The organism is Oerskovia gallyi (genome assembly GCF_014836745.1).
Lineage (GTDB): Bacteria > Actinomycetota > Actinomycetes > Actinomycetales > Cellulomonadaceae > Oerskovia > Oerskovia paurometabola.
This window is the reverse complement of sequence record NZ_JACSQE010000016.1, coordinates 95,686-115,871: the sequence shown is the minus strand read 5'-3', so window position 1 is coordinate 115,871 and position 20,186 is coordinate 95,686. Positions and strand designations below refer to the sequence as shown.

The following is a 20,186-nucleotide window of genomic DNA, read 5'->3' as shown; positions in this document are numbered from 1 at the left end:
GTGCACCGCCCTGCGACCCGGAACCCCAGCCCGTCCCGGCGGCCAGCCCCACGAGGCCCAGCATGATCGCGGCCGTCGTCACGAGCGCGATGAGCCCGTTGAGGAGGAAGTACGTTCGGGGGCGAGCGAGGCGAATCGGCAGCAGCGACGTGAGCCACTCGGTGACCAGCCCCACGAGCAGCCCGATGCCACCGCTGGCCAGCACCGTGAGCGCCCACATCCCCGGGTCCCCCGCGCCGGCGTTCGCGACGAGCATCACGACGCCGATCCCGAGGCCGAGGAAGAACGAGTTCACGACGTTCCGGAAGTTCATGCGTCCCTCCTCACATCTTCAGCGCGCTGCGCAGGCGCTTCGCGTAGGTCTTGGACACTTCCAGCTCGGTGCCGCTGGTCAGCCGGAGCACGTAGCGCGAGTTGAACCAGGGCACGATCTCGGTCACGTGCAGGAGGTTCGCGAGCTGTGACTTGTTCACGCGGAGGAACCCCAGCCCGGCCCAGGCCGACTCGTAGTGCGCCAGCGTCTCGCGCACCCGGTAGCGGCCGGTGGCGGTGCACGCGACGATGCCCTCGGCAGCGGCCTCGAAGTAGCGGACCTCGCGCGGGGCGATGACCGTGAACGACGTCCCGTTCTGGCCCGTGAGCATGCGTGGCGGGCCCGTGGCCGCGTCTCGCAGCCCTGGCGCGAGCGTCCGCACGACCTCGACGTGGTCGAGCGGGTCGAAGATCACGGCGGGTCTGCCCGTGGGGACGTCGAAGCCGCGCTCGACGAGGGCCCATCCGTCGCCGTCCGCGGGGATCCCGACCGCGGCGAGCTCCCGACGGAGCCTCTCACCCACCGCCGGTGAGCAGACCAGCTGCACCATGGATCGTCCTCGCCCCGTCGTGGACCCACTAGTCCTGCAGCCGGTCGACCAGCAACCGGACCTGCACGAGCTCCTCGATCGCCTTCTGGCGGTAGTCGAGCGAGCCGAAGTTCGCGATGTAGTACGTGTCGCCGCTCGGATCGTACAGCGCGTACGTCCCGGTGGCGCCGACCGCGCCGTGCACGTCGGACATCGCGAACAGGAGCGGTGAGAGCTCCGAGAAGCGGAGCTGCATCACGCCCATGCCGTAGCCGATGCCCTTGTCGAGGTCGTGCTCGAAGGTCGTCAGGCCTGCGAGCGTCTCCTCCGAGACGAGGTCGTTGCCCGTCAGAGCCCGCAGGAAGAGCAGCAGGTCGTCCATCGTGGTCACCACTCCCCCGCCCGCCCAGTCGACCGAGAGCGCGTTCCGCCGACTGATGTCGACGCCGTCGGCCGTCAGGGACAGGATGTCGGTACCCTCACCGAACTCGGACAGGAGATAGCTGTCGGCCATGCCGAGCGGGGTGAACAGGCGGTCGTCGAGGACCTGCGCGTAGGGCGCTCCCTCGATGCGCTCGAGCGCGAGGCCCAGCAGCACATAGCCGGTGTCGGAGTACGCGAACGTCTCACCCGGAGCGCCGACCGGTTCTTGGTGGTCGCGCGAGAACGCGATGAGCTCCTGGGGCGTGAAGAGGTGGTCGGGGTCGGCCGCGACCTGCTCCAGGACCGGCGTGCCCGAGGTCACCGGCCCTTCGAAGTAGTCGGCGGCGCCCGACGTGTGCGACAGGAGCTGCCCCACCGTCACCTCGGACGCGTGATCGGTGCCGTCGACCACGAACAGTCCGTCGAGCGTCTCGGCGTCCAGCCAGGGCGCGACCGGGTCGTCGAACGTGAGCGTGCCCTCGTCGACGAGCTGCCCGTAGACGGTCGCGAGCATCGTCTTGCCCACGCTCGCCGAGTGGTACGGGCTGTCGGTCCGCGCAGGGACGAGACTGCCTGACCGCTCGGTGCCGACCGCGTACTGCAGGAGGCGGTCCTGCGGCCCCGAGTACACCGTGAGCAGCGCACTGGAGAGCGTCGGTTCCTCCTCGACCGCGGTGCGCAGCCGCTCCTCGACGGCCTGGTCGACCTGTGCCCGCGACAGCGGACGGTTCGCGTAGGCCAGCGCCCCTGCTCCGGCCAGGAGCAGCGCCGTGACGCCCCCGGTGATCCCCCAGGCGATCTTCCCGTGCCGTCTCATGACTTCTCCTCGTGCGCTCGTCGAGCGTTCCCGGTGGAGCGCTCGGTGACACGGCGAACGTACGGAGGGGGCAGGGCGCCGGGGAACGGGCTCGGGCCGAGAGGTCGTCGAGGCGGGCTGAGTGGTCGTCGGGGAGAGGTCACCGTCCGGGCTACCGACGCTGGCGGGAACCGTGCCGACCGTTACTTCGATGGTTGACAGTTAGGTCTCAAACCATTAGCGTTCTAACCATGAGCGAACAGGGCATCGGACTCACCAGCAGCCTCGAGCTCGTCCGTTGGATCGGATGGGCTCAGCGCAAGGTCGGCGAGGAGTGGATCCGCGAGCGCGATCTCAGCCACGAGCAGGCCTTCGTGCTCGGGTACCTGGTGCAGAACCCCGGTGCGATCCAGCGCGACATCGCAACGGTCAGCCGGACCAGCGCGGCGAGCGTCTCAAGCCTCCTGCAGGGGCTCGAGCGCCGCGGTCTCATCGAGCGCCGCACGCAGAGCGGTGACGAACGCCGCAAGCGTGTCTTCGCGACACCGGCGGGGACCGAGCTCATCGCCGGCTTCGACGTCGCGATGGCCGAGGCCGACGAGACGATCCTCGCCCCGTTGACCCCCGAGGAACGGGCCACCCTGCTCGCCCTGCTCACGAAGATCACCGCAGAGCTGCCGCAACCCACCCGCTCGTAGCCGGAGGGGCGCTGCGCCCCTCACCGACCACCCCGTCCAACCCGCCGCGTCGGCGTCCGCCGCCGCGCGCTCGAACCTGCCCGAAAGGAGCCGTCATGACCTCCCGCACCCTCGAACCCACGGTGCCGACGGACGACGTCGGCACCAACCACTGGTACCTCGCGTCCGCGCCCGTCGTCCGCGCCCTGGTACACCTGTGCGTGCCCATGGCGGCCGCGATGATCGTCGGCGCCGTCTACAACGTCGTCAACGCCGGATTCATCGGCTCGTTGCACGACAGCGCACTGCTCGCGGCGGTCACGCTCGGCACGCCGCTGCTCGGGCTCGTCATGGCGATCGGCGGCGTGTTCGGCGTCGGCGGCGGCGCGCTCGTCTCCCGGATGCTCGGCGCGGTGGACCGCGACCCGGGACGGACCGACGAGATCAAGCACGTCTCGTCGTTCGCCGTCTGGGGATCGGTGATCGCCGGGGCCGTCGTCGGCGGCCTCGGCCTGCTCCTGCTGCACCCCCTCGTGTCCCTTCTCGGCGCGGACGCCGCCGCCGCGCCCGCGACGAAGGCCTACGTGGGCGTCATGCTCGCCTTCGTGCCGGTGCTGACCGCGGCGTTCTGCCTCGAACAGCTCGTGCGCGCCGAGGGTGCCGCCCGCCAGGTGATGATCGGCCTCATCGGCTCCACGATCGCCAACGTCGTGCTCGACGTCCTGCTCATCCTCGTGCTGCACCAGGGCGTCGCCGGCGCAGCGGTCGCGATGGGCCTGTCGAACCTCGGCCTCGTCGCCTACTTCGCCCTCTGGCTGCACCGCAACAGCGAGCACATGAGCCTCGCTCCGCGGTGGTTCACGCTCTCGCCCGCCGTGCTCAAGCCCGTCTTCGGCGTCGGTGTGAGCGAGCTGCTCCAGGCGTCCTTCCTGATCGTGACGTCCCTGGTGCTCAACAACCTCGCCGTCGCCTACGGCGACAGCGCGCTCGGGGCCATGGGCGTCGCAGTCCGCATCGCACAGGTGCCCGAGTTCCTCGTCATGGGCGTCACGCTCGGCGTCCTCCCGCTGCTCGCCTACGCGTACGGCAAGGGCGACCGGAACCGCCTCCACTCGGCCGTGCGAGTCTCCGCGCTCGCGGTGGGCGGCATCTCGCTGGTCTCGGCGGCGACCGTGCTCGCCTTCCGTGAGCCCCTGTTCTCCGCGTTCTCGGCCGACCGCTCGATGCTCACGATCGGCGTCACGATCCTCACGGCGCAGCTCGTCGCGATGGTCATGAACGGGTTCACAGGGCTCCTCACCTCGCTCTTCCAGGCCACGGGGCGCGCGACCCCGGCGATCGTGATCTCGTTGGCGCAGGGCGTCCTCTTCATCCCGATCGTCATCCTCGGGAACCTCTGGTTCGGGCTCTCGGGCATCGTCTGGTCGCTGACGGTCTCCGAGTCGGCCGTGCTCCTCGTCGCCGTCGTGATGTGGCTCGTGTCCCGCCCGGCGATCGATCGCGGGCTCGCCACCGGCAGCGCAGAGCGCGCCGAGCAGTCGCTCGCACCCGCTGCGGCCTGACCGGGTCTCCGCCTGGGCGTGAACCGTCGGCCGCGGGAGAGACCCGTCGTGGACATCCCGCGACGCAGAAGGCCCCCGGCCAGCGTTTCCGCTGATCGGGGGCCTTCTCCTTCGGTGGGCGATACTGGGTTCGAACCAGTGACCTCTTCGGTGTGAACGAAGCGCGCTACCACTGCGCCAATCGCCCGCTGCGACTGAACCTTCCGGTCCGGCCGTGCGTCCTGGAAGATATTAGCCGTATTTCGACCCAGATCGCGAACTGGCCTCCGGAGCGGCCTCCCGGCCCGTCGCGACGGGACTCCCCCAGCGTAGCGCTGCGGGGTCCGCAGCGGCTGGATTCCGGGCCTCACCAGCCCGTCGACCCTCCCGTCACGGGTCCATGCGCTCCCGCCGACGCCGGTCGAACAGCTCGCGCGCCGCGAGCGACAGCTCCCCGGCGCGCACGGGGGCGCCGTCGAGCGCGACCACGGGCTGGATGTTGCGCACGCTCCCCGCGAGGGCGAGGCCCACGCCGGAGGAGGCTCCGTCGTCGGGCCCTGGAGCCACGACCCGGTCGAGGACCGAGAAGGGGAGCGCGGCCTCGCGGACGGGCAGCCCGTCCTCCGCGGCCCACTCGAGGAGGAGCTCGCGCGTGATGCCCGCGAGGCAGCCCGACGACAGCGGGGGCGTCACGAGCTCGCCGCCGACCTCGACGAGGACGTTCGCACCCGTGCCCTCGCACAGCTCGCCCACGGTGTTGGCGAGGATCGCCTCGTCTCCCCCGCGCGCGACCGCGTCGGCGAGCGCGACCACGTTCTCGGCGTACGAGGTCGTCTTGAGCCCGGCCACGGCCGAGCGCTCGTTGCGCACCCAGGGCGAGCGCACGGCCCGCGAGGTCGGGCCGGGCGACGCGGGACCCGCGGCGATCACGATGGTCTCCTCGCCGTCCTCACGCCCCGACCCCATGGGCCCGAACCCGCCCGTGACCGTGATGCGCAGGCGCCCCGCGCTCTCCCCTGCGGCGGCCAGGACCTGCGCGACGCCGTCGCGGATGCGCGCCTCGTCCGGCGCGGGCAGGCCCATGCCGGCCGCGGACCGGCCCAGTCGCCGCAGGTGGCGGGTCAGCGCGAACGCCTGACCGCCGTACACGGCGCACGTCTCGAAGATCCCGTCCCCCACGGTCACCCCGTGGTCGAGCGCGCTCAGCGCCCGCTCCCGCGGCTCGACGAAGGACCCATCCACCCACACGACGATCGACATGACCTCAGTCTGCCGCAGGCTCGCCCGTCGCCGCAGACCTGCCCGACGCGAGCGCGACGAGCCGCGCGGCCTTGAGCTCGGTCTCCTCCCACTCCTCGACGGGGTCGCTGCCCCACGTGATGCCTGCCCCGGTCCCGAACCTCAGCTCGTCGTCGGCCCACCAGAACGTCCGGATGCCGACGGCGAGCTCGGCCTCGCCCGTGGCGCCGTCGATCCAGCCGACCGCCCCGCAATACGGGCCGCGGGGTCCGCGTTCGAGCTCGCGGATGATCCGCAGCGCCGACGACTTGGGCGCCCCCGACACCGACGCGGGCGGGAACGTCGCATCGAGCACCTGCCCCCACAGGCCGCCCGGAGCGTCCTCGTCCACGGTCACGCGCCCCTGTACGCGCGAGACCAGGTGCACGAGGCCCGGGTGCGCCTCGACGGCCAGGAGGTCGGTGACCTCGACCGAGCCCGGTGCGCTCACGCGCTGCAGGTCGTTGCGCACCAGGTCGGTGATCATGACGTTCTCGGTGCGGTCCTTCTCGCGCAGGCCGTCGACCGTGGGCGCGGTGCCCTTGATGGGCCCCGACGACAGCACGCCGTCCTCGAGCCGCAGGAACAGCTCGGGCGAGGCCGTCACGACCCACACGGGGTCGACGCCGCTCGCCGCGGGAACCTGGATCGCGCCCGCGTACGGGGCGGGGTTGCCGGCCGCGAGGATGCGGGCGAGCGCCCGGGCGTCGGGCTCGCGGTCCCCTGCGGGCAGGGGCGCGGCCAGGACGCGGCAGATGTTCGCCTGGTAGACGTCCCCCTCGTGCACGGCGTGGCGGACGGCCGCCACGGCGGCCTGGTATTCCTCGCGGGACAGCGAGCTGCGCCAGGCGTCGGGCGCAGGCCCGCACCAGGCGCCCTCCCCGCCCGACGGCGTCGCGTCCGCGGGCAGGTCGGCCTCGGTCCTCCCGTAGTGAGCGAAGCGCCACGCGCGGGCCCGACCACCGTGCGCGGGGTCCTCGAAGTCGGCGACGACGAACCAGAGCCCCTCCGCCAGGCGTGCGGAGTCGACAGCGAGGTCGATGCACTCGACGACGCCTGCGCCGTGACGGCCGGCGAACGATGCGAAGCCGGCCCCGGTGACGGCAGGTGCGTCGACGGCGAGGCCGGTCGGCCGGGCTGTGCTCGGAGTACGGGCCGCACGGGCCGTCTCGTGGTCCCCGTGCAGGTCAGAGGGCCGGGGTGCGGGCCGTTCGTCCGCCTCGCGCGGGGCCTCGAAGCGTGACCCGCGACTCATTCGCCCCACCTGCCCCGCACCGACGGATCGTCAGGAAGCCGCGGAACTTCGCGGGTCCTGGGGTTCTGGCATCGCTGAGCTGGCACGTGACAACGCTACCGATCCTCGGAGGGGCGGCCCGTCCGGTTGGACGCCCGGCGCTTCGGTCCACTAAAGTCTGTGACGCGCCGAAAAACGCCGGAGAGATCCGGTCGAGGTCGGTCGCGCGGACGTGGCTCAGTGGTAGAGCATCACCTTGCCAAGGTGAGGGTCGCGGGTTCGAATCCCGTCGTCCGCTCGGATAGGTCCTCGGACCTGTCGGGTTCGACCTGGTGGAGTGGCCGAGAGGCGAGGCAGCGGCCTGCAAAGCCGTGCACGTGGGTTCGAATCCCATCTCCACCTCTCAGCACAGCAGTACCCCTTGCGCTGTTCTCTCGCAGACCGGCCCTGGGCGATTGGCGCAGCGGTAGCGCGCTTCCCTGACACGGAAGAGGTCACTGGTTCGATCCCAGTATCGCCCACCACACGAAGGCCGTCCCCCCACCGGGACGGCCTTTTCTCATGCCCGGACCATGGCGTTCCCCGTCGACGTGAGATGGGTGCTTCCGTCCGAGACAGGCGTCCGCGACACAACCCCGGAGGCCCGTCTCGGACGCAACCACTCATCTCGCGAACCTGCTGGCCTCCCGCGGCAGGTTCGCGCCGGGCGAGCTCGACCGTGCCCCCCGGACGCCCCTTCGCCCCTCGACGGGCCCGCGGCGGGCCCGCGGCGGGCGAAACTACGCCCTCCACCCCTCTCACCTGGGGCTATTTGGACTCTTGCCCCATCTGTCGGCTAGAGTCTGTGACGCGCCGAAAAACGCCGGAGAGATCCGGTCGAGGTCGGTCGCGCGGACGTGGCTCAGTGGTAGAGCATCACCTTGCCAAGGTGAGGGTCGCGGGTTCGAATCCCGTCGTCCGCTCGGATAGGTCCTCGGACCTGTCGGGTTCGACCTGGTGGAGTGGCCGAGAGGCGAGGCAGCGGCCTGCAAAGCCGTGCACGTGGGTTCGAATCCCATCTCCACCTCTCAGCACAGCAGTACCCCTTGCGCTGTTCTCTCGCAGACCGGCCCTGGGCGATTGGCGCAGCGGTAGCGCGCTTCCCTGACACGGAAGAGGTCACTGGTTCGATCCCAGTATCGCCCACCACACGAAGGCCGTCCCCCCACCGGGACGGCCTTTTCTCATGCCTGTGCCGTCACGGGTGTCGGCCCACCACGGACGCCCACCGTCGCTCGTCGCACCCGCCGAGGCTCTGGCCCGCCAGCATCCGAGCCCCGGCCCCTCCCCCGCGCGCAGCACGGCCACCCGTGGGACGGTGTGACGCGGAGCACACCTGTCGACGACGCCAGGGCACGACTCCAGCACCGAAGCACCGAAGCGCCGAGCGCGGGCCACCCACCGGGAAGGGCACGCTGGGCGATCCACGGCCGCACGTGGGGGCACTGCCTGAGGAAGGACCTTCCTCAGGTCCGGTCGGCAGGGCGTCGCCCGGACGAGTCGAGCTACCGAGGAGCAGAACGTGACACCTGACCAGAGCACGCCCGTCCCGCCGGGATGGGTCGGCGGGTTCGTCGAGTCGGACCCCGCCTTCGCCTACCCCGATCCCGACCTCACGTCGTTGCCGCTGCTCGAGAACATGGCGAACATCGACCTGCTCGATCGACAGCAGGCGGTCCTGTGGCCCGAGTTCAGCTGGGAGACCGTCCTGGGGACGCCCGACTCCCGCGCGTTCCAGATGTTCGCCCCGGACATCTCGCGGGTCGGGTACACGAGCACGGGACGGGTGTACTCGGTCATCTGCCCGCAGCAGGGGACGTGCTCGCCGTCGTTCGGGACGCTCAACATCGAGGTCTCCGTGACGGGGCAGCGTGGGTGGGTCGACGAGCCGAGCAGGACGGTCGCGGCCGACCTGACGGTCGAGGGCAAGATCTGGTTCAGCCCGAGCGCCGTGCAGAGCCCCCTCGTCCAGCTCCTGTGGGACTTCTTCTCGACGACCGGTCGACCGTTCCCCGCCGACAAGGAGCACGCCATCCGCGTGCCCATCCACCGCCACGGCGAGCCGTCCGAGCCGGTCCTTCCCGGGCGCTCGGGCCAGACGGACTGGTTCCCGATCCCACCCTTCGCCCAGCACCACGACACGGCCTGGGCCGTCGCGAACCTGGCGGCGGAGATCGCGCCCGTCGCCCTCACGGGTGACGATCTCGTCGACGACTTCAACGAGCTCGTGATGTACGTGTTCAACCTGTCCTCGGGGAACCTGCTCGCGCCGGGCAACCTGCTGACGTGGAACGTCTGGTTCACCGAGCCCGCGCTCGTGGACCGCGTCGAGTGGCGTGAGCACGCCGAGAAGTGGCGGACGTCGATCGATGCCTGCCACGGCCCGGAGGGCAGCCAGCCGCGCTACTTCGACGGCCGGCCGTTCAAGCCCGACCTCGCAGCGGTCGCCTCCGAGCAGACGGCGATCGCCGCGTTCATCGAGAAGCACGTGCCGGCGACGTGATCCCGTCCCCCTGGGGCCGTCTTCCCACGGGGCGGCCTCAGGGGGTGAGGGCCCCGGTGCGTCGTGCAGCCCGACGGCGGCGCGCTCCAGCCTCTTGAAGGTGCGGCGGGCGGGTCGTAGCGTCGGGAGCATGTGTCGAAACATCACCGCCCTGCGCGGGCTCGAGCCTCGGGCGACCGACGAGGAGATCCAGGCTGCGGCCCTCCAGTTCGTCCGCAAGGTCGCCGGTGTCCAGACGGTCAGCACCTCGACCCGGGGTCCGATCGACGTCGCCGTCGCCGAGATCGCTGCGACCGTCACGAGGCTCCTCGCGGACCTGCCCGAACGTCGCCAGCCGCCGAGCACGGTGCCGCCGCTGCGTCGGGCCGAGGTGCGCGCGCGGATCGCCGCCCGCGAGGCCGCCGAGGCCGAGCACGAACGCGCGCACGCCCTGGGGCTGGCCCACGAGCACTGATTCCGTCCGCGCGCCCGGCAGCGTCTAGGCTCGTCGGGTGGACTCCCGCGTCAACGAACCCGTCACCGCCGAGCCGGTCAGCGCCTCGATGCGCCGCGCCAAGGCCGAGGCGCGCACGTCGCACGTCACCATCGGCCAGGTCGGCCGCACGGCCGAGGGTCGTGTCACGATCGACTGCTCGTGCGGGATGCAGCTCACGAACGGCCCGGACTGGTCGCTCGACGAGCACATCCGGCTCCACCGCGCGGAGGCGCGCTACGTCGCGCTGAGCAAGGTCGCCCCCGCGGGCATGCCGCGTCTCGTCGCGGTCGACCGGGACCGGCTGCCCACGCTCGACTGACGGCCGCTCCCCCGCGTCGCGCGCGTGTCTCGCCGGCAATGCCTCGCAGGCCGGCGGACCCAGGAGACCAGCCTCGACGGGTCAGAGCTCGTCGGGGTCGTCCCAGGACCGTCCGCTCGACATGCCGTCGCTCGGCTGCCGTTCCGCCTCGGAGAGCGAGTGCGGGGCCTTCGAGGCGTCCCCGCCCTCGCGGACGTCGGCGTCCGCCTCGTCCTCGAGCCGGAAGCGGGTGCGGGGAGAGATGCGTGCGGACGAGACGTCGCTCTCGTTCAGGTCGACCGCGTCGGACGTGCGGTGCTCGCTCGTGCTGCTCATACCTCCGGTCTAGCAGGTCCGGCGGCCCGTTGCACGATCCCGCGCCGATGTCGGGCCGGCCTCGGGCCGTCAGGGCAGAGGCGGTGAGCCGCCCGCCGGCCGGGCTCCCGTAGATCGTCCGCGCTTGGCACACTATTATGGACGGTGAGGTTCCCGCGCCCGTCCGGTCCCCCAGGAGACCCGGCGCCCGTCCCACCAGGCCTCACGCAGCCCGACGACGGCGAGCGACGTCGTCGGGCACGGGCGCCGAGGCGCGCTTCCCCGCGTCGCGGGCGATACTCGGGCCATGACGGAGCCCGCACGGTCGCGCTCGTTCCCCGGCCTCTTCCCCACGCTGCGCGGCTACCACCTTGCCTGGCTGCGCACCGACGTCCTGGCCGGCCTGACCGCCGGGGCCGTGGTCGTGCCCCAGGCCATGGCTTACGCGACGATCGCGGACCTCCCCGTCCAGTACGGCCTCTACACGTGCATGCTGCCGATGGTCGTCTACGCCGCGCTCGGCGGGTCCCGCGCCCTGAGCATGTCGACCACCTCGACCATCGCGACCCTCGTGGCGACGTCGCTCGTCGGACTCTCGACGGTCAGCGGGGGCGGCGACTCCGAGGTGCGGATCCGCGCCCTGGCCACCCTGACCGTGCTGGTCGGGGCGATCCTGCTCGCCGCGCGCCTGCTGCGGCTCGGGTCCCTCGTCGAGAACATCAGCCATGCGACGCTCACCGGCATCAAGGCGAGCGTCGGCCTGACCGTCGCCGTGGGGCAGGTCCCCAAGCTGCTCGGCGCCGACGAGACGCTCCACGGGCACGGCTTCCTGCCCGAGGTCCGCGCGGCGGCCCACGCGCTCTCGGACGTCAACGGCACGACCGTGCTCCTCTCGCTCGTCTCGCTCGCCGCGCTCGTGGGCATCGGCCGGGCCTGGCCCCGCCTGCCCGCTCCCCTCCTGGTGGTGGTCGGCGGGATCCTCGCCTCGGCGTTCGGCGGCATCACCGAACGCGGCGTGTCCCTCGTCTCGCCCATCCCCGCCGGGCTGCCCGCGGTCGTCGTGCCCCGCCTCGGCGACGTTCCCCACCTGCTGCCCGCCGCCGCCGCCATCGCGATCATGGCGTTCCTCGAGTCGGTGGCCGTCGCGCGCGAGGTCCGCAGCCGCAAGGAGGCACGGGTCGACCCCGACCAGGAGCTCCTCGCGGTCGGGGCCGCGAGCCTCGTGGGCGGGTTCACGGCGGTCATCCCCGCAGCCGGCGGGTTCAGCCAGTCGGCCGTCGCCCAACGCGCCGGGGCGCGCAGCCAGCTCGTGAGCGTCGTGACCGCGCTGCTCGCGGTCCTCGTGGCGCTGTTCCTCGCTCCCGTCCTGGACCACATGCCGGAGGCGACCCTCGGCGCCGTCGTGCTCGTGGCCACGCTCGGCCTCGTCGACGTCCGCGAGTTCCGCGCCCTGACCCGGTTCGACGTCTCCGAGCTGTGGATCGCCGTCGCGACCACGCTCGTCGGACTCGTCTCGGGCCTGCTGGCCGGCGTGGCCGCCGGGGTGCTCCTGACCCTGTTCATCGTGCTGCGCGACCTCGACCGCCCCCAAGTCGAGGTGCTGACGCGCGGTCCGGGCGGCTGGCACGTGACGAGCGAGGCCGACCCCCCGGTGCGGGCCGAGCGCGCGGCACCGACCGGCAGCCCGACGACCGGCGACCCCCTCGTGCTGCGCCTGCGGTCGATGCTCTACACGGCCAACGTCCGCCCGACCCTCGAGCGCGTCCTCGCGCTCGTCCAGGCCGCGAGCGCCCGGACCGTCGTCCTCGACGCGAGCGCGATGGACTGGGTGTCCTCGACCGTCGTCGACGAGCTCGAGGGGCTCGACGACGAGCTCGCCGCGCACGACTGCCGCCTGGTCCTCGCGGAGGTCGACCCGGCGCTCGTCGGGCGGCTGCGCAGCTCCGGCTGGTTCCGGGAGACCGAGGCGCAGGGGCGTGTGGTGCGCACGGTCGAGGACGCGGTCGCGCCGCCGGCGGCCCCGGGCGCTCCGCCCGTTCCCCCCGGTCCGTCCGCCGGGGCGTGAGCCGCCGCACACCCGCGGGAGCGTGCCGTGGGCGACAACACGCCCGCGGGATGAAAAGGTCGACCTATGCAGACCTGGCCAGGGCGACCGTATCCGTTGGGCGCGACCTTCGACGGGACGGGCACCAACTTCGCGCTCTTCTCCGAGGTCGCCGAGAGAATCGAGCTGTGCCTGATCGGCGACGAGACCGACGCGGAGGGGCGCCCGCTGGAGACGCGCGTCGTCCTGGAGGACGTCGACGCGCACGTCTGGCACGTCTACCTGCCCGGGCTCGGCCCGGGCACCCGCTACGGCTACCGCGTCCACGGCCCGTACGACCCGGCGTCGGGCCTGCGGTGCAACCCGTCGAAGCTCCTCGTCGACCCGTACGCCAAGGCCATCGACGGGCAGGTCGACGGCGACGAGTCGCTGTTCTCGTACCGCTTCGGCGAGGTACCCGACGGCGCCGCGGCCTCGGGCGATCCGCTCTCCCCGGACGCGGCGACGGACGAGCCGGACGACGACCAGGACACTGCCGCGCCCCCCACCCCGTCGGCGGCCTCGGACCCTGGGGTCCCGACCAACACCGAGGACTCGCTGGGTCACACCATGCTCTCGGTCGTGGTGAACCCGTTCTTCGACTGGGGCCACGACCGTCCGCCCCAGCACGACTACCACGACTCGGTCATCTACGAGGCGCACGTGCGGGGCATGACGATGCGCCACCCCGACGTGCCCGACGAGCTCCGCGGCACGTACGCGGGCATGGCGCACCCGGCCGTGATCGAGCACCTCACGGCGCTCGGGGTCACGGCGGTCGAGCTCATGCCCGTGCACCAGTTCGTGAACGACCCGGGGCTCGTCGCCAAGGGTCTGTCGAACTACTGGGGCTACAACACCATCGGGTTCTTCGCGCCCCACAACGGCTACACGGCCTACGGCACGCGCGGCCAGCAGGTCATGGAGTTCAAGGCCATGGTCAAGGCGCTCCACGAGGCCGACATCGAGGTCATCCTCGACGTGGTCTACAACCACACGGCCGAGGGCAACCACCTGGGGCCCACGCTGTCCTTCCGCGGGATCGACAACGCGGCCTACTACCGGCTGGTCGACGGCGACGAGGCCCACTACTTCGACACGACCGGCACGGGCAACTCGCTGCTCATGCGCTCGCCCCACGTGCTCCAGCTCATCATGGACTCGCTGCGCTACTGGGTCACCGAGATGCACGTCGACGGGTTCCGGTTCGACCTCGCGGCGACCCTGGCCAGGCAGTTCCACGAGGTGGACCGGCTCTCGGCGTTCTTCGACATCGTCCAGCAGGACCCGGTCGTGTCCCAGGTCAAGCTCATCGCCGAGCCCTGGGACCTGGGTGACGGCGGCTACCAGGTGGGCGGCTTCCCTCCCCTGTGGACCGAGTGGAACGGGCGGTACCGCGACACCGTGCGCGACTTCTGGCGCGGCGAGCCCGCGATGCTGCCGGAGTTCGCGAGCCGCCTCACGGGCTCCTCCGACCTGTACGAGCACACGGGCCGCAAGCCCATCGCGTCGATCAACTTCGTCACGGCCCACGACGGCTTCACGCTGACCGACCTGGTCTCCTACGACGAGAAGCACAACGAGGCCAACGGCGAGGGCGGGGCCGACGGAGAGAACCACAACCGGTCGTGGAACTGCGGCGTCGAGGGCCCCACCGACGACCCCGAGGTCCGCGCGCTGCGGGCGCGCCAGCGGCGGAACTTCCTCGCGACGCTGCTCCTGTCCCAAGGGGTCCCCATGCTCTCGCACGGGGACGAGATCGGGCGCACGCAGCACGGCAACAACAACGGCTACTGCCAGGACAACGAGATCACCTGGATGGACTGGGGCGGCCCGGACGGGCTCGACGACGAGCGCGGCGACCTCCTGGCCTTCGCCCGTCGCATGGTCGGGATCCGGCGGGCGCACCCCCTGCTCCACCGCCGCCGCTTCTTCCAGGGCCCGGCCGGCACGCCCGACGGCGAGATCCCGGACATCGACTGGTTCGACATCTCGGGCAGCCGCATGGACACGACCGACTGGAACCAGGGGTACGCACGGTCCGTCATGGTCTTCCTGGGCGGGGACGACCTGCCCGAGCGCGACCGGCGCGGCGAGCCCATCGTCGACGACTCGTTCCTGCTGCTGCTCAACGCCTCGGACTCCCCGCTCGACTTCACGCTGCCCGATGCGGCGTACGGCGCGTCGTGGCGCACGCTCGTGCGCACCGAGTCCCCGGGCGAGCCCGAGCCGTCCGTGCACGCCGCCCGCGACCGGATCACGGTCGCGTCGTTCGCGACGGTCCTGCTGGTCCGGGAGGCCCGCGAGGTGCATGCCGCATGACGTCGCGCTACCGCAACATCACCAAGCCGCCCGACCCACCGCCGACGCTCACGGTCCCGGGGCCACGCCCCGTCGTGTGGGCCCCGCAGGCGCGCACGCTCGAGGTGGTCCTCCCGCTCGCGGGCGGGGTCACCCCCGACGACCAGGACCCCACGGGCACCCGGAGCGAACGGCGCCCCCTGCGCCTGGTCGGGATGGACCTCCCGGGCTGGTGGAGCGCCGACGACGACCTGGCCCCCGGCACCGACTACGCCTTCTCGGTCGACGGCGGACGCCCCCTGCCGGACCCCCGCAGCCCCCGTCAGCCGCACGGCCTGCTGGGCTGGAGCCGCTCGTTCGACCCGACCTTCGCCTGGACCGACGACAGGTGGGCCGGGCCGTCGGCCCAGGGCGCGGTCCTCGAGATCGACGTCGGGACGTTCACGCCCGAGGGCACGCTGGACGCCGCCGCCGACCGGTTCGACGAGCTCGTCGACCTGGGCGTCGCGGTGGTCGAGCTGCACACGATCGGTTCGGTGGCGGGGGTCGTGTGCCCGCACCTGTACACGGTGTGCGAGGAGTTCGGGGGACCTCGGGCGCTCCAGCGCTTCGTCGACGCCGCCCACGCCCGCGGGCTCGGCGTCTCCCTCGGCGTGGCCTACCACCGTGCCGCGCCGGGAGCGGTCTTCCTCCAGTCGTTCGCGCCCTACCTGTCGCCCCAGCGGACGCGGCTGCGGCCGACGCTGACCAGATACCTCACGGGCCCGCCGGTCCCCGACGAGCCCGTGCCGCCGCCGGCCGACCTGCCGAGCGGGCGCAGGATCAACCTCGACCGCGCGGGCAGCCGCGAGGTCCACGACTGGATCACGTCGAGCGCCCGGCGGTGGTTCGACGACTTCCACGTCGACGTGCTGCGCATCGCCCGGGTCCAGGACCTCGCGGACGCCTCTCCCGTGCACGTCCTCGTCGAGGTCGCACGCACGGCCGACGCGGCGACGACGGCCCACCAGCGACCGGTCCGGCTCGTGGGCGAGTGCGACACGAGGGACCCGCGCCTGCTCGTCCCCGCCGAGCAGGGCGGCCGTGGTCTGAGCCAGGTGTGGGTCCACGAGGTCGAGGACGCGTTCCACGAGCTGCTCGTGCGCGCCCGCGAGACCGACCCGACGTGGTTCGGCTCCCTCAGCAGGCTCCTGACCGTCCCGGACGCCGAACGCATCATGGTCGGGCTCGCCCCTCCGGCCTGCACGGCCGCAGGGCACGAGGGTGACCACGGCACCACCGGCACCGGCGCCGCCAGCGCCGACGACGACGCCCGCGCCCTCGCCGCGGCGCTCGTCCTCGCCTCGGCGTTCGTCCCACGCCTGGTGCTCCCCGTCTCGGCCCGCCTGCACGCGTGGTGGAGAACGCTGCTGGCTCTGCGCCGTGCGGTCCCCGACGACACGCCCCGCCTGGTGCACCGCGGCCCGAGCGGGGTCGTCCTGGTCCAGCGGGGCAAGCTGGTGACGGCGGTCAACATCGGGTCGCAGCCGCGCACCACGCTCCTGCCCGCCTCGCGCCGCGCGTGGCACCTGACCGCGCAGTGGCCTCCTCCCGACGAGGGGGCGCGAGCCGTCCGTCCGGCCGGCGCGTTCCCCGGCCCGGCCTCTCCCCCGGTCGCAGCGAGCGGGTCCTCGGTGCACCTCGGCGCCCGTTCGGCTGTCGTCCTCACGTCACGCTGACTAGTCTCGCCGGATGGGAAAGCACTCGTCCGACCCCGCCGCACCGCCCCACCCGTCCGGCGCGGTGCTCGACCCCGCCTCGCGCCGCGCACGCGGCAGGGCGGGCGCCAGGCGCTCGCTCGACTGGGAGGTACCGCCCGTCGAGGCGCTGCGTGCTCCCCGGGGACTCGACCTCGCGACGTTCGACCGCGCGGCCACCCCCGGGTGGTCGCAGGGACGCAAGGACGCCGAACGGCTCCTCGACGCGCACGCCGACGAGCTCTCCGAGCTGCAGGAGAGGCTGTTCGCCGAGGGACGCAGCGGCGGGAACCGTTCGGTCCTGCTCGTGCTGCAGGGTATGGACACCGCAGGCAAGGGCGGGATCGTGCGGCACGTGATCGGGCTGGTGGACCCGCAGGGCGTCCAGCACACGTCCTTCGGGGTGCCCACCGCCGAGGAGCGCCGGCACGACTTCCTGTGGCGCATCCGGCGCGCGCTGCCGGACCCCGGCTACCTCGGCGTCTTCGACCGCTCGCACTACGAGGACGTGCTCGTGGCCCGCGTCGACGACCTCGTACCGCCCGAGGTCTGGGAGGCACGCTACGACCAGATCAACGCGTTCGAGGCCGACCTCGTCGAGTCCGGCACGACGATCGTGAAGGTCGCGCTGTTCGTGTCCCTCGACGAGCAGAAGGCTCGTCTGCGCGAACGGCTCGAGCGCCCCGAGAAGCACTGGAAGTACAACCCGGGGGACATCGACGCGCGGCTGAAGTGGCCCGCGTACCAGGAGGCTTACCAGGCAGCGATCGAGCGCACGAACACCGAGGTCGCCCCCTGGTACGTCGTCCCCGCGGACGCCAAGTGGTTCGCGCGGGTCGCGGTCTCCGAGCTCGTGCTCGACTCCCTGCGCCGCCTCGACCTGGGATGGCCGCCCGCCGACTTCGACGTCGCGACCGAGCTCAGGCGGTTGGAGTCCGCGTGAGCGCGCGGCCGTCCTCGGCGAGCGAGCCCAGGCGGGACAGCGCCCGGAAGTACTTCTTGCGGTAGCCCCCGCGCAGCATCTCCTCGGTGAACAGCGAGGAGACCGCGGCACGGTTCGTCCCGGCTTCAGCTCCAAGAGCGCCGTCGGCCCCGACCGCGTCGTCCGCGAGCAGCACCGGGACGTCCCGGTCGTACAGGCGGTCGACCAGGACGACGAGCCGCAGCGCGGCCGACTGCTCCGTGACGGGGTGCACGCCCGTGAGCGCGACGAGCGTGACGTCGTCGAGCATCGCGCCGTACCTGCTCGGGTGGACCCCGCGCAGGTGGTCGAGGACCTCGTCGAGAGAGTCGAGCGTCGCGCCCGGGTGCGATGCCGCGACGCGCGCCACGAGGTGCGCGGGCAGCGGCTGCGTCTCGGTCACGACCGCGCGGTGGCGGTAGTCCTCGCCGTCGACGCGCATGACCTCGAAGCGCGCGGCCATGGCCTGGATCTCGCGCAGGAAGTCCTCGGCCGCGAAGCGCCCCTCGCCGAGCGACCCGGGCAGCGTGTTGGACGTCGCGGCGAGCGCGACGCCGCGGTCCGCGAGCTCGCGGAGCAGGCGCGACATGAGGACGGTGTCGCCCGGGTCGTCGAGCTCGAACTCGTCGATGCAGACCAGGCGCTTGGTCGCCAGCGCGTCGACCGTGGCCTGGAACCCCAGCGCGCCCACGAGGTTCGTGTACTCGACGAACGTCCCGTAGGCCGCGTCGGGGCCCACCGCGTGCGCCAGGGAGGTCAGCAGGTGCGTCTTGCCGACGCCGAACCCGCCGTCCATGTAGATCGCGGGGGCCGCCTTGCGCTTGGCGAACAGGCCGCGGCGCACCTTGCCCGAGGCGTTCGGCGCGAGCTGCGCACCGACCTCCTCGAGACGCGCGACGGTCGAGCCCTGGCTCGGGTAGGCCGGGTTCGCCCGGTACGTCGAGAAGCGGGCGTCCGCGAAGTGGCGGGGCGGCACGAGGTCCGCGAGCAGGCGCGTGGGCGGCACGACGGGCCGGATGTCGGCCAGGGCCCGCACGCGCGGCGGGGTCGACGGGTCGGACGGGTTCCCGGCGAGATCGGGAGGCGCAGCAGTCACGAGGATCCAGCCTACGCGCACTAGCCTGGCGGGATGAGTGCTGTGTCGGACGTCACCACGCCCCCTCCGCCGCCACCCGCGAGCACGGGCCCGCGCGCGCCGTCCCTGCCCGCCCTGGACGTCCTGCTCGGCCCGGCGAGCTCGGGCCACCTCGCGGGGACGCGGCTGGAGCCTGCGCCCGACGAGGAGGCGCTGGCCGCGTTCTACGCGGCGCCCCCCGGGCCGCACGTGCGCGCGAACATGGTCGCGAGCGTCGACGGCGGGGCCTGGGGGCCCGACCACCGCTCGGGCACCATCAACGACGCGGCAGACTGGCGCGTCTTCCGCGTGCTGCGGGCCCTGGCGGACGTCGTGCTCGTCGGGGCGGGCACGGCCCGCGCCGAGGGCTACACCGCGCTCGACGTGCCGCGCGGCCTCGAGCACCTGCGGGCGGGCCGGGGGCCGCTCGAGCTCGCCGTCGTCACGCGCAGCGGGCACCTGCCCCCCTCGCTCTCCGGGGGCGACCGGCCGCCGCTGGTGATCACGGGCGAGCACGGGGCGAGCGTCGCGGGGGCGAGCGTGCCGGCGGACCGGATCCTCGTCGTCGGGCCCGACGACGGCGCTCCCCCGGGTGCGCCGCGCACCCCGCGGGACCTCCCCTCGCCCACTCCCGGACCCGACCTGCGTGCCGGGCTCGCCGCCCTGGCTGCGCGAGGCCTCGACAAGGTGCTGTGCGAGGGCGGACCTCACCTGCTCGCCGACCTCCTGGCCCGCGACCTGCTCGACGAGCTGTGCGTCACGACGACCCCCGTGCTCGTGGGGCCCGGGCCGGGGCGCATCGTCGGCGGGCTCCCGCCGGTGCCCGCCGGAACCCGCACCCAGCGCGAGACGGGGACCCCCGACGGCCCCGCCGCGAGCGCCCCGCTCGTGCACCCGCGCCTGGCGCACCTGCTCCACGCCGACGGCACGCTGGTCGCCCGGTGGGCGCTGCGGTGACGACAATCGCTAGTCTGGTCCCGTGACCGACACCATCCTCGTCCTGACCGAAGACACCCTCGCCGCCGTGGACGTGGAGCACATCCTGTCCCTCCACCCCGACGAGACCCTCGCCTACCGGGTCCTCGTGCCCGCCGACACCGAGCGCAACGTCGTCTCCGCGATCATCGACCACCTCAGCGTGGGAGAGCTCAAGGAGGCCTGGGACGAGGTGCTCGGCAAGGAGCCCTCGCGCGCCCAGGCCAGCGCCACCGCCCAGGAGCGGCTCGACGCGAGCGTCGCCGAGCTGCGCGCCGCGGGCCGTGAGGCCGACGGCGCCGTGACCGAGGACGACCCGCTGCCCGCGCTGCGCGCCGCCGTCGCCGCGGGCGACGTCCGCGAGATCGCGATCGTCACCTACCCGCACGCGATCGAGGACACGTTCCACCAGGACTGGGCCTCGCGGGCCCGCGAGGAGCTGCACGTACCCGTGCTGCACCTGTACTCGGGCACGAGCGAGCTGGGCTGACGCCACCGCGGCACCACCGCGCGAGCGCCGCGCGACCTGCGTCGGGCTCCTCCCCGGAGCACGCGGCGCGTGCGGCACGTACGACGAGGGCCGTCACCACCTGGT

General features: G+C 72.7%; 18 protein-coding genes and 7 tRNA genes. 17 read left to right on the top strand and 8 right to left on the bottom strand.

Annotated elements, in window-relative coordinates; genetic code table 11:
- From H9640_RS17745 to H9640_RS17735, 3 genes are all read right to left on the bottom strand, one after another.
- On the bottom strand, window positions 1–313 hold a 313-nt coding region (locus H9640_RS17745; protein ID WP_191792090.1), incomplete at its 3' end, for a hypothetical protein.
- Between the two features lie 10 nt (window positions 314–323).
- Window positions 324–863 carry a LytTR family DNA-binding domain-containing protein gene (locus H9640_RS17740; protein ID WP_191792089.1) on the bottom strand — a complete coding sequence of 180 codons (540 nt, stop codon included), beginning with the start codon at window positions 861–863 and terminating at the stop codon, window positions 324–326.
- 28 nt (window positions 864–891) lie between these two features.
- Entirely contained in the window at window positions 892–2,082 is a 1,191-nt protein-coding gene (locus H9640_RS17735) for a serine hydrolase domain-containing protein (protein WP_191792088.1), read from the bottom strand.
- Between the two features lie 230 nt (window positions 2,083–2,312).
- Between H9640_RS17735 and H9640_RS17730 the strand changes: the two genes are divergently transcribed.
- Together H9640_RS17730 and H9640_RS17725 are read left to right on the top strand one after the other, a co-directional pair.
- Complete coding sequence (locus H9640_RS17730; protein WP_191792087.1) at window positions 2,313–2,759, top strand: MarR family winged helix-turn-helix transcriptional regulator; 447 nt, start codon at window positions 2,313–2,315, stop codon at window positions 2,757–2,759.
- A 95-nt stretch (window positions 2,760–2,854) separates the two neighbouring features.
- Complete coding sequence (locus H9640_RS17725) at window positions 2,855–4,300, top strand: MATE family efflux transporter (protein ID WP_191792086.1); 1,446 nt, start codon at window positions 2,855–2,857, stop codon at window positions 4,298–4,300.
- A gap of 115 nt (window positions 4,301–4,415) precedes the next feature.
- Here H9640_RS17725 and H9640_RS17720 read toward each other — a convergent pair.
- The 3 genes from H9640_RS17720 to H9640_RS17710 all read right to left on the bottom strand — a co-directional run bounded on the left by H9640_RS17720 (window position 4,416) and on the right by H9640_RS17710 (window position 6,812).
- Window positions 4,416–4,487, bottom strand: a tRNA-Val gene (locus H9640_RS17720).
- 182 nt (window positions 4,488–4,669) lie between these two features.
- Window positions 4,670–5,539 carry an aminotransferase class IV gene (locus H9640_RS17715; RefSeq protein ID WP_191792085.1) on the bottom strand — a complete coding sequence of 290 codons (870 nt, stop codon included), beginning with the start codon at window positions 5,537–5,539 and terminating at the stop codon, window positions 4,670–4,672.
- A gap of 4 nt (window positions 5,540–5,543) precedes the next feature.
- Complete coding sequence (locus H9640_RS17710) at window positions 5,544–6,812, bottom strand: chorismate-binding protein (RefSeq protein ID WP_191792084.1); 1,269 nt, start codon at window positions 6,810–6,812, stop codon at window positions 5,544–5,546.
- Between the two features lie 205 nt (window positions 6,813–7,017).
- Between H9640_RS17710 and H9640_RS17705 the strand changes: the two genes are divergently transcribed.
- From H9640_RS17705 to H9640_RS17665, 9 genes are all read left to right on the top strand, one after another.
- Window positions 7,018–7,089 (top strand) — tRNA-Gly (locus H9640_RS17705).
- Window positions 7,090–7,122: 33 nt separating this feature from the next.
- Window positions 7,123–7,193 (top strand) — tRNA-Cys (locus H9640_RS17700).
- A 47-nt stretch (window positions 7,194–7,240) separates the two neighbouring features.
- A tRNA-Val gene (locus H9640_RS17695) sits at window positions 7,241–7,315 on the top strand.
- 366 nt (window positions 7,316–7,681) lie between these two features.
- A tRNA-Gly gene (locus tag H9640_RS17690) sits at window positions 7,682–7,753 on the top strand.
- 33 nt (window positions 7,754–7,786) lie between these two features.
- Window positions 7,787–7,857, top strand: a tRNA-Cys gene (locus tag H9640_RS17685).
- A gap of 47 nt (window positions 7,858–7,904) precedes the next feature.
- Window positions 7,905–7,979: transfer RNA gene (locus tag H9640_RS17680), tRNA-Val, on the top strand.
- Between the two features lie 373 nt (window positions 7,980–8,352).
- Window positions 8,353–9,333, top strand: a complete 981-nt coding sequence (locus tag H9640_RS17675; protein WP_191792083.1) for a hypothetical protein — start codon at window positions 8,353–8,355, stop codon at window positions 9,331–9,333.
- A 130-nt stretch (window positions 9,334–9,463) separates the two neighbouring features.
- Entirely contained in the window at window positions 9,464–9,787 is a 324-nt protein-coding gene (locus H9640_RS17670) for a DUF2277 domain-containing protein (RefSeq protein ID WP_191792082.1), read from the top strand.
- 37 nt (window positions 9,788–9,824) lie between these two features.
- Entirely contained in the window at window positions 9,825–10,127 is a 303-nt protein-coding gene (locus tag H9640_RS17665) for a hypothetical protein (protein ID WP_307824104.1), read from the top strand.
- An 81-nt stretch (window positions 10,128–10,208) separates the two neighbouring features.
- Here the strand turns inward: H9640_RS17665 and H9640_RS17660 are convergent, their stop codons facing one another.
- Window positions 10,209–10,442: a hypothetical protein gene (locus H9640_RS17660; protein ID WP_191792081.1), complete on the bottom strand. Its 234-nt coding sequence runs from the start codon at window positions 10,440–10,442 to the stop codon at window positions 10,209–10,211.
- A 286-nt stretch (window positions 10,443–10,728) separates the two neighbouring features.
- Between H9640_RS17660 and H9640_RS17655 the strand changes: the two genes are divergently transcribed.
- From H9640_RS17655 to H9640_RS17640, 4 genes are all read left to right on the top strand, one after another.
- Window positions 10,729–12,486, top strand: coding sequence for a SulP family inorganic anion transporter (locus tag H9640_RS17655; RefSeq protein ID WP_191792080.1), 1,758 nt, complete (start codon window positions 10,729–10,731; stop codon window positions 12,484–12,486).
- 66 nt (window positions 12,487–12,552) lie between these two features.
- On the top strand, window positions 12,553–14,826 hold the full coding sequence (glgX, locus tag H9640_RS17650; protein ID WP_191792079.1) for a glycogen debranching protein GlgX: 2,274 nt from the start codon (window positions 12,553–12,555) through the stop codon (window positions 14,824–14,826).
- Window positions 14,823–16,523: an alpha-amylase family protein gene (locus tag H9640_RS17645; protein WP_191792078.1), complete on the top strand. Its 1,701-nt coding sequence runs from the start codon at window positions 14,823–14,825 to the stop codon at window positions 16,521–16,523. Before glgX ends, H9640_RS17645 begins: the two co-directional genes overlap by 4 nt.
- Before the next feature lie 13 nt (window positions 16,524–16,536).
- Window positions 16,537–17,484, top strand: coding sequence for a polyphosphate kinase 2 family protein (locus H9640_RS17640; protein ID WP_191792077.1), 948 nt, complete (start codon window positions 16,537–16,539; stop codon window positions 17,482–17,484).
- Here H9640_RS17640 and zapE read toward each other — a convergent pair.
- Window positions 17,462–18,598 (bottom strand): cell division protein ZapE, encoded by a 1,137-nt coding sequence (gene zapE, locus H9640_RS17635; RefSeq protein ID WP_404821905.1) that lies wholly within the window; start codon window positions 18,596–18,598, stop codon window positions 17,462–17,464. The two genes, H9640_RS17640 and zapE, sit on opposite strands and share 23 nt — an antisense overlap.
- Before the next feature lie 33 nt (window positions 18,599–18,631).
- On the opposite strand from zapE, the gene H9640_RS17630 reads away from it, so the two are divergent.
- Window positions 18,632–19,573, top strand: a complete 942-nt coding sequence (locus H9640_RS17630) for a dihydrofolate reductase family protein (protein WP_191792076.1) — start codon at window positions 18,632–18,634, stop codon at window positions 19,571–19,573.
- A gap of 22 nt (window positions 19,574–19,595) precedes the next feature.
- On the top strand, window positions 19,596–20,081 hold the full coding sequence (locus tag H9640_RS17625) for a hypothetical protein (RefSeq protein ID WP_191792075.1): 486 nt from the start codon (window positions 19,596–19,598) through the stop codon (window positions 20,079–20,081).
- Window positions 20,082–20,186: the final 105 nt, after the last annotated feature.

What these genes read in the sequence shown, in the direction of transcription:
- H9640_RS17715 (WP_191792085.1), bottom strand. Translation starts at nt 5,539, where the DNA reads ATGTCGATCGTCGTGTGGGTGGATGGGTCCTTCGTCGAGCCGCGGGAG.
- H9640_RS17655 (WP_191792080.1), top strand. Translation starts at nt 10,729, where the DNA reads ATGACGGAGCCCGCACGGTCGCGCTCGTTCCCCGGCCTCTTCCCCACG.
- H9640_RS17740 (WP_191792089.1), bottom strand. Translation starts at nt 863, where the DNA reads ATGGTGCAGCTGGTCTGCTCACCGGCGGTGGGTGAGAGGCTCCGTCGG.
- H9640_RS17660 (WP_191792081.1), bottom strand. Translation starts at nt 10,442, where the DNA reads ATGAGCAGCACGAGCGAGCACCGCACGTCCGACGCGGTCGACCTGAAC.
- glgX (WP_191792079.1), top strand. Translation starts at nt 12,553, where the DNA reads ATGCAGACCTGGCCAGGGCGACCGTATCCGTTGGGCGCGACCTTCGAC.
- H9640_RS17630 (WP_191792076.1), top strand. Translation starts at nt 18,632, where the DNA reads ATGAGTGCTGTGTCGGACGTCACCACGCCCCCTCCGCCGCCACCCGCG.
- H9640_RS17670 (WP_191792082.1), top strand. Translation starts at nt 9,464, where the DNA reads ATGTGTCGAAACATCACCGCCCTGCGCGGGCTCGAGCCTCGGGCGACC.
- H9640_RS17725 (WP_191792086.1), top strand. Translation starts at nt 2,855, where the DNA reads ATGACCTCCCGCACCCTCGAACCCACGGTGCCGACGGACGACGTCGGC.
- H9640_RS17640 (WP_191792077.1), top strand. Translation starts at nt 16,537, where the DNA reads ATGGGAAAGCACTCGTCCGACCCCGCCGCACCGCCCCACCCGTCCGGC.
- H9640_RS17645 (WP_191792078.1), top strand. Translation starts at nt 14,823, where the DNA reads ATGACGTCGCGCTACCGCAACATCACCAAGCCGCCCGACCCACCGCCG.
- H9640_RS17730 (WP_191792087.1), top strand. Translation starts at nt 2,313, where the DNA reads ATGAGCGAACAGGGCATCGGACTCACCAGCAGCCTCGAGCTCGTCCGT.
- H9640_RS17735 (WP_191792088.1), bottom strand. Translation starts at nt 2,082, where the DNA reads ATGAGACGGCACGGGAAGATCGCCTGGGGGATCACCGGGGGCGTCACG.
- H9640_RS17710 (WP_191792084.1), bottom strand. Translation starts at nt 6,812, where the DNA reads ATGAGTCGCGGGTCACGCTTCGAGGCCCCGCGCGAGGCGGACGAACGG.